Below are 7427 nucleotides of genomic sequence, written 5' to 3' on the forward strand. Positions count from 1 at the left end.
CGGACTGCACCGGGTCGCCCGCGTCGAACGATTTGAGCGACAGGTCGCGGCGGATGAGCTTCTCGCGGAACACCTCGAGCGCTGCCTTCGCGCGGTCCTCGGTGTCGGCGGTGATCACGGTGTGCGGGCCGGACTCGTCGAGGCGTTCCGACCGTGCTGCGCATGTCGGTGCTCGTCGCGGTACGGCGAACGTCGCTCCCCCGGCAGTGATCACACCACCCGACGCGGACGTCACGAGCGCGACCACCCGCGCCGCACCTACACGAGTTCGGGTTCCGCCTCCGGCGCCCGCTCGACCGTCTTCTCCTGCGCCCGCAACCGCCGGCCCAGCACCGAGTAGCGCCGGCCGTAGGCGAAGTACACGACCACCCCGAGCGCCATCCAGATCGCGAAACGGATCCACGTCTCGACCGAGAGGTTGAGCATGAGCCATCCACACGCGAGGACGGCGACGATCGGAATCAGCGGTACGAGGGGAACCCGGAAGCCGCGGGGCAGGTCCGGTCGGGTGCGTCGGAGCACCAGCACTCCCAGGCACACGAGGACGAAGGCGAACAGTGTGCCGATGTTGACCATCTCTTCGAGGACACCCATCGGGAACACCGCGGCGAGCACCGCGACGACACCACCCACGACGAGCGTGATCCGGACCGGGACACCCTTGCGGTTGGTGGTCGCGAGACGCCGGCTCACGAGACCGTCCCGGGACATGGCGAAGAGCACACGGGTCTGACCGAGCATCATCACCATCACGACCGTGGTGAGCCCCGCGAGGCCCCCGACGTTGATGGCCATCTGCGCCCACGTGATGCCGTGCGCCTCGAATGCGGTTGCCAATGTGGCGCTTCCGTCGCCGACCAGGGCACTGCCCGTTCTCAGGTCCGTGTACTTGACCATGCCCGTGAGCACGAGCGTGACCCCGACGTACAGTGCGGTGACGATCGCGAGGGAGCCGAAGATTCCGCGGGGCAACGCTTTCTGAGGGTTCTTGGTCTCCTCCGCGGTGGTGGCGACGACGTCGAACCCGATGAACGCGAAGAACACGAGGCTCGCCGCGGCGAGCAGCCCGTACCAGCCGTAGCTGCTGCCGTCGGCCCCGGAGAGCATCGAGAACAGCGACTGGTGCAGACCGGTCGCCGTGTCCTGCGCGGTCTCGGCTTCCGGGATGTACGGCGAATAGTTGCTCTTGTCGATGTAGAAGATGCCGACGACGATCACGAGGAGCACGACCGCGACCTTGATGGCGGTGACCACGGCGGACACCCGCGAGGAGATCTTGGTGCCGATCGCGAGGACCGCGGTGATCGCCGCGACGATGACGACCGCACCCCAGTCGAGGGCGACCGAGCCCACGTGGACCGTGGTGTCGGACGCACCGAGCATGCCGCCCAGATACATCGACCACCCCTTCGAGACGACAGCGGAGGCCAACGCGAACTCGAGGACGAGGTCCCACCCGATGATCCAGGCGACGAACTCCCCGAAGGTGGCGTACGAGAACGTGTAGGCGCTGCCGGCGACCGGCACCGTCGACGCGAACTCGGCGTAGCACAGGGCCGCCAGACCGCACGCGACGGCCGCGAGCACGAACGCCAACGAGATCGACGGCCCCGCAACGTTGCCGGCGGTGCGCGCGGTGAGCGTGAAGATGCCGGCGCCGATGACGACGGCGACACCGAACACCGTGAGGTCCTTCGCGGTCAGTTCCCGCCGGAGCCGAGAGGACGGCTCGTCGGTGTCGGCGATCGACTGTTCCACTGATTTCGTGCGCCAGATTCCTGCTCCGGGCATGTGCACTCCCTGCGTTGTGGCGATGTCTGGTGTGATTCGCACATCACCGCCCCTCGTGGGGCCGGTGGATCGAGACGCTCACCGGGCTGCGACGAACGCCGATGCGAGCGGGTCGAATGAGCAATTCAGTGCGACAATCATGGCACCGCATGATTTCGTGTCAATATCTCTACGATCAGCTGAGCATCATGCTCAAATGTGATCCGCATCACTTACGAAGGGAGGGCATCGTGCTCAGTTTCGACCGCCTCGACGCGGCGCTGCTCGCGGAGCTCACACACAACCCGCGCGCGGGTATCGTCGATCTCTCCGCGAAGCTCGGCGTCGCCCGCAACACCGTTCAGGCCCGCATCCGCAAGATGGAGGAATCCGGCGCGGTCACCGGATACCAACCGGTCGTCGATCTACCGAAACTCGGTGTCCCCCTGCAGGCATTCATCGGCGCCGAACTCGTCCAGGCGCGCATGGGTCAGGTCATCGCGCACCTCGAACGCTTCCCCGAGGTGCTCGAGGTCCACGCCACCACGGGGCGGGAGGATCTGCTCGTCCGCATCGCCGCCCAGTCCCAGGAGGACCTGCTGCTCGTCCTCGAGCGCATCCACGCACTCGAGGGCGTCGCGCACACCACCACCACCCTGGCATTGACGACACCCGTCGCCTACCGCACACAACCGTTGCTGGACAAGCTCACCCGCGAATCCGGGCACGGTCGATCCACCCCCGCACCCGACCTGGGGTGACCCCGCGTACCCACCCCGCACACGACGGGAGGGGAGGCGCCCGCGGCGCCTCCCCTCCCGTCGTCCCGAATCACACGGCGTCGATGCGCGCCTCCGCGATCCGATCGGCCGCAGCCCCCGGAGTGACACCGAGATCTGCTGCAACATCGATGATCTCACGTACACGATCGCCGATCGCGACAACTCGGGCGGTGGCCACGTCGAGTCCCGTACCGTCCACCTCGCCGGCGACCTGGATGAGCCCACCGGCATTCGCGACGTAGTCGGGAATCCACGTCACGCCCCGGTCCCGCAACGCTTCCTCGACGTCCGGCGTCGCCAGCTGGTTGTTCGCTGCGCCGCAGACCAACCGCGCCTCGCAGGACGCCGCGACCGACCGGGTCACCGTGCCGCCGAGCGCGCACGGAGCGTACACCTCGAGCCGTGATTCGAGGACGCTGTCGGCAACACGCACCGACGGGAACGAGTCGGCGACAGCGGCGAGCGAAACCGGATCGACGTCGGAGATGACGATCCGTGCTCCGTCCTCGACGAGGAGGCGCACGAGCTCGCGACCGACCTTCCCGATGCCTTCGACACCCACCACACGACCATCCAGTGATGCTGTCCCCCATACCCTTTCTGCACCCGCGCGCATCGCATGGAACACACCGAGCGCGGTGAGCGGGGAGCTGTCCCCCAGACCTCCCGCGGCTGCGGTGCGACCCACCGCGTGACGGGTACGGCGCCCGACGACGTCGAGATCCGTTGCGTTCGTGCCGACGTCGGCCGCGGTGATGTAGCGGCCGGCAAGGGTCTCGACGAACCGTCCGTACGATTCGAGCAGCGCATCGGACTTGAGTTCCGCGGGGTCACCGATGATCACGGCCTTTCCGCCACCGAGGTCCACACCGGCAACCGCCGCCTTGTACGTCATGCCTCGCGACAGGCGCAGGACGTCGTCGAGTGCCGCCCCCTCGTCGCTGTACGCGTGGAATCGGGTTCCGCCGAGTGCGGGCCCGAGCGCGGTCGAATGGATCGCGACGATCGCCCGCAACCCGGTGGCCGGGTCTTCGTGGAAGACGACCTGTTCGTGGGGTCGGTCGGACAGCAGTCCGGACCGGTCGAAGACTCCGGAGCCTGCGGGGGCGAGGGTGGGTGCGCTCATCGGCGGTGGTCCTTTCGGGGATGCAGCAGGGTCGGGGATGTGGCGATCAGAAGTCGGCGGCGATACCGAGATCGGTCAGGCGCTTCCGGTACCGGTCGACGGAGGCGAGTTTGACGTCCTCGTAACCGCGGACCGTGTCGGCGAGCGCCGCGAATTCGACGGCCCGCTCGTAGTCCTCGACGGTCAGGGCGGCGGTGAAGCCGTCGAGGGTCGCGCGATAGTGGTCGCGCAGCGCCCGCTCCAGCCGGCGGATGCGGGCGTACCCGAACGGGTCGAGACGTGTGCCGCGCAACCGCTTCCCCTTCGCGAGGGCGCGCAGGGCCCAGTGCGTCCGCGGACCGAAGCCGACCTTCGTGGACCGGCCGAGTGCGCGCAGCACCGGCGGGTGCAGGCGGTAGGTGAGTTCTGCGCCGCCGGGCACCTGGTCGCGCACCTCGGCGAGGAAGGCGGGGTCGACGAGCATGCGCGCGACCTCGTACTCGTCCTTGTAGGCGGTGAACTTGAACAGGCCCCGCGCCACCGCCTCGGACAGGTCGGTGCGGTCGGTGACGCGCCGTTCGGCGTCCCACACGTCCTGCACGCCGCCCAGGTAACGCTGGGCCGCGCGCACGTCCTGGAAGTCGATCAGCTCGGCGGCGCGCACCGTCGCGAGGCGGCGTGTCTCACCGTCGACGGTGAACGCGTCGAGCAGTGCGTCGGGTACCACCGTGGGGGCACGGTCGGTCCGGACGGGTTCGGTGGCCGCCGCGAAGGCTCGGGGGTCTGCGACGGCGACCCGTCCCCACCGGAACGCAGCGATGTTGGCGGCGACGGCGACACCGTTGAGTTCGATGGCTTCCTCGATGTCGGCTGCGGGGATGTCGAGGCCGCCGAGCTGGTGCGCCGCACCGACCACGAGGAAGTTCGCGGCGGCGGTGTCACCGAACAGCGTCTGCGCCGCGGCGAGAGCATCGAACGAGGACAGGGTCCGGGTGGCCGTGTCCAGACGGTCGAGAAGGTCCGCTTCGTCGGGGTGGCGGACACCGCGGTCGTAGACCATGTCTCCGGTGGGGGTGCGACTCGTCGAGGCGACCGCGATCGTCGTCGCGGCATCGGTGTGGGCCAGGCTCTTCGCGTCCGCGGCGGTCAGCAGGTCGATCGCGAGCAGGCAGGTCGCGGAGCCGGGACCGACACGGTTTCCGGGGTCGAGTTCTCCGGCGGAGTACCGCAGGTGGGACACGACGGGCCCGGCCTTCTGGCTCATGCCGATCTGATCGAGCGCCTCGACGTCGAGGCCGGCGCGCAGGGCAGCGGTTGCGAGGACCTGGTTGACGGTGACGATGCCGGTGCCGCCGATGCCGGCGAGGAAGATGTTGCGGGTGCCGGTCACCGCGCCGGACGGGGCGTCGGGCACCGCGGGGGCCGCGGGAACCTGTTTCCGGTCGCGCCCGCGGCCGGGGTCGACCTCGACGGTGACGAAGGAGGGGCAGTCCCCGTCGAGGCAGGAGTAGTCGGTGTTGCACGAGGTCTGGTCGATGCGGGTCTTGAATCCGAACTCGGTGTCGACGGGTTGGACCGACAGGCAGTTGCTCTTGACACCGCAGTCACCGCAGCCCTCGCACACGGCTTCGTTGACGACGACCCGGGTGGTGCGGGCCGGAAGGGTGCCGCGTTTGCGTTGTCGACGCGCGTCGGCCGCGCAGTGCTGGTCGTACACGAGGACGGTCACCCCCGGGGTGTCGCGCAATAGGCGTTGTGCCTCGTCGAGCCGGTCGCGGTGCCAGACCTGCACTCCCCGCGCGAGTGACCGTCGCCGGTGCCGTTTCGGGTCGTCGGAGCAGACGATGATGCGTTGCACACCTTCGACGGCGAGTTTGTGGGTGAGCTTCGGGATGGTCAGTGCCCCTTCGGCGTCCTGGGCTCCGGTCATCGCCACGACGTCGTTGTAGAGGATCTTGAAGGTGATGTTCACGCCCGCGGCGACGCATGCCTGGACGGCGAGCTGACCGGAGTGGAAGTAGGTGCCGTCGCCGAGGTTCTGGAACATGTGGTCGATGTCGGTGAACGGGGCCTGACCGATCCACTGTGTGCCCTCGCCACCCATCTGGGTGAGCCCGGTGACGGCGCTGTCGGCCCGGCCGGACATCGTGACGAGGGCGTGGCAGCCGATGCCGCCACCGCCGATCGACCCTTCCGGGATCGCGGTGGACCGGTTGTGCGGGCAGCCGCTGCAGAAATACGGCGTGCGGGTGGCGGAGAGCACCTCGAGCGGGAGTTGCGGCAGCGGTCCGGGTCCGAGTTCGACGTGTCCGCGCAGCACCCGGCGCAGCGGTCCGCGGATGCGGCCGGCGGTCAGTTCCCCGTCGACCGGGACGAGGCGGCGGCCCTCGTCGTCCTTCTTACCGACGATGCGCGGCGGAGTGTCGGTGCCGTAGAGGATTTCGCGGATCTGTGTCTCGACGAAGGCGGTCTTGTCCTCGACGACGAAGATCGTGTCGAGTCCGCGTGCGAAGCGCTGCACCTGGTCGGGGCCGATGGGATACGGCATTCCGATACGCATGAGGCGGATTCCGGCAGCGTGCAGGTCCGCATCGGTGACATCGAGATCGAGGAGGGCCTGGCGGAGCGCATCGAAGGTGGGTCCGGTCGCGACGATGCCGATGTGGGCCTGCGGCGGGTCGACCTCGATGACGTCGAGCGCGTTGACCTTCCCATATTCCTGCACCATCTTCCATCGCGGTCCGTAGAGGTCGGCCTCGGAGATCACGCTGTCGCCGGGCGCCGCCATGGGGCGCTGGATGTAGGCGAACGGTTTTCCGTCCCACTCGATCTCGGGAACGACGGTGTCGATGTCGGCGATCGAACCGTCGACCGACCAGGCACCGTCCGCGACGTCGGCGACGATCTTGAGAGCGACGATGCAGCCCGATGCACGCGACAACGCCACCCCGTGCAGACCGAGGGTGACGATCTCGGCAGCGTTGCGGGGGAACAGGACCGGGATACCGAGCGCGGCGAGGGACCGCTCGCTGACGGCGGGCACCGTCGACGATTTCGAGGCGGGGTCGTCGCCGACCATCAGGAGCATTCCGCCCGTCGGCGACACCCCGTACATGTTCGCGTGCCGGAGCGCATCGGTGGCGCGGTCGAGCCCGGGCCCCTTGCCGTACCAGACGCCGACGACGCCGTCGTGGGTCGGCGTTCCGGCGCCGAGATCCCCCTGGCTGCCCCAGACCGCGGTCGCGGCGAGTTCCTCGTTGAACCCGGGTACGAAGGTGATGTCGTGCTCGGCGAGCTTCCGGGGCATGCCGTGGAGCAGCTTGTCGAGACCGCCGAGCGGGCTGCCGGGGTAGCCGGAGACGAAGGTGGCGACGCGACGCCCGGCCCGGATGTCGCGCACATGCTGTTCGACGAGTTGCCGGGCGATCGCCTGGACTCCGGTGAGCAGGACCGTGCCGGATCCGGACCGGTACCGGTCGTCGAGGTCGTAGGCGGGCTTCTCGGGTTTCCGGACCGCGATCTCGGTCATCGCTCACCGCTCCTTCGCTGCGACAGGGTGTGCCGCTGCTGACGTCACATCATTTGGTGCAGCAAGAGTCACAAGAAGTGACCTCATCGGTCAACGCAATCGACATCAACACATCATATTGCTCAAAGGTGACGGTCATCACATCGATGAAACGAGCCGAACTGATCAGTTCCCGCCGACGTGCCGCGACCCGACCGCACCGCACGGAACGGCCGGCCCGGACCATCTCTGGTCCGGGCCG

5 protein-coding genes and 1 pseudogene are annotated in these 7427 nt (G+C 68.4%); 1 reads left to right on the top strand and 5 read right to left on the bottom strand.

The window, feature by feature from the left end:
• Together LDQ05_RS18845 and LDQ05_RS18850 are read right to left on the bottom strand one after the other, a co-directional pair.
• Positions 1–247: pseudogene (locus tag LDQ05_RS18845) on the bottom strand (hypothetical protein); the annotation flags it as partial.
• A gap of 11 nt (positions 248–258) precedes the next feature.
• Positions 259–1791, bottom strand: a complete 1533-nt coding sequence (locus tag LDQ05_RS18850) for an amino acid permease (RefSeq protein ID WP_226438485.1) — start codon at positions 1789–1791, stop codon at positions 259–261.
• A gap of 230 nt (positions 1792–2021) precedes the next feature.
• Here LDQ05_RS18850 and LDQ05_RS18855 point away from each other — a divergent pair, with 230 nt between their 5' ends.
• Positions 2022–2531 (top strand): Lrp/AsnC family transcriptional regulator, encoded by a 510-nt coding sequence (locus tag LDQ05_RS18855; protein WP_226438489.1) that lies wholly within the window; start codon positions 2022–2024, stop codon positions 2529–2531.
• Between the two features lie 70 nt (positions 2532–2601).
• On the opposite strand, the gene LDQ05_RS18860 is transcribed toward LDQ05_RS18855, so the two are convergent.
• From LDQ05_RS18860 to LDQ05_RS18870, 3 genes are all read right to left on the bottom strand, one after another.
• Positions 2602–3678 (bottom strand): Glu/Leu/Phe/Val family dehydrogenase, encoded by a 1077-nt coding sequence (locus LDQ05_RS18860; RefSeq protein ID WP_226438486.1) that lies wholly within the window; start codon positions 3676–3678, stop codon positions 2602–2604.
• Between the two features lie 46 nt (positions 3679–3724).
• Complete coding sequence (locus tag LDQ05_RS18865) at positions 3725–7186, bottom strand: indolepyruvate ferredoxin oxidoreductase family protein (RefSeq protein ID WP_226438487.1); 3462 nt, start codon at positions 7184–7186, stop codon at positions 3725–3727.
• A 49-nt stretch (positions 7187–7235) separates the two neighbouring features.
• On the bottom strand, positions 7236–7427 hold a 192-nt coding region (locus LDQ05_RS18870), incomplete at its 5' end, for a hypothetical protein (RefSeq protein WP_226438488.1).

It is taken from the genome of Rhodococcus yananensis (assembly GCF_020515525.1).
Lineage (GTDB): Bacteria > Actinomycetota > Actinomycetes > Mycobacteriales > Mycobacteriaceae > Rhodococcus > Rhodococcus yananensis.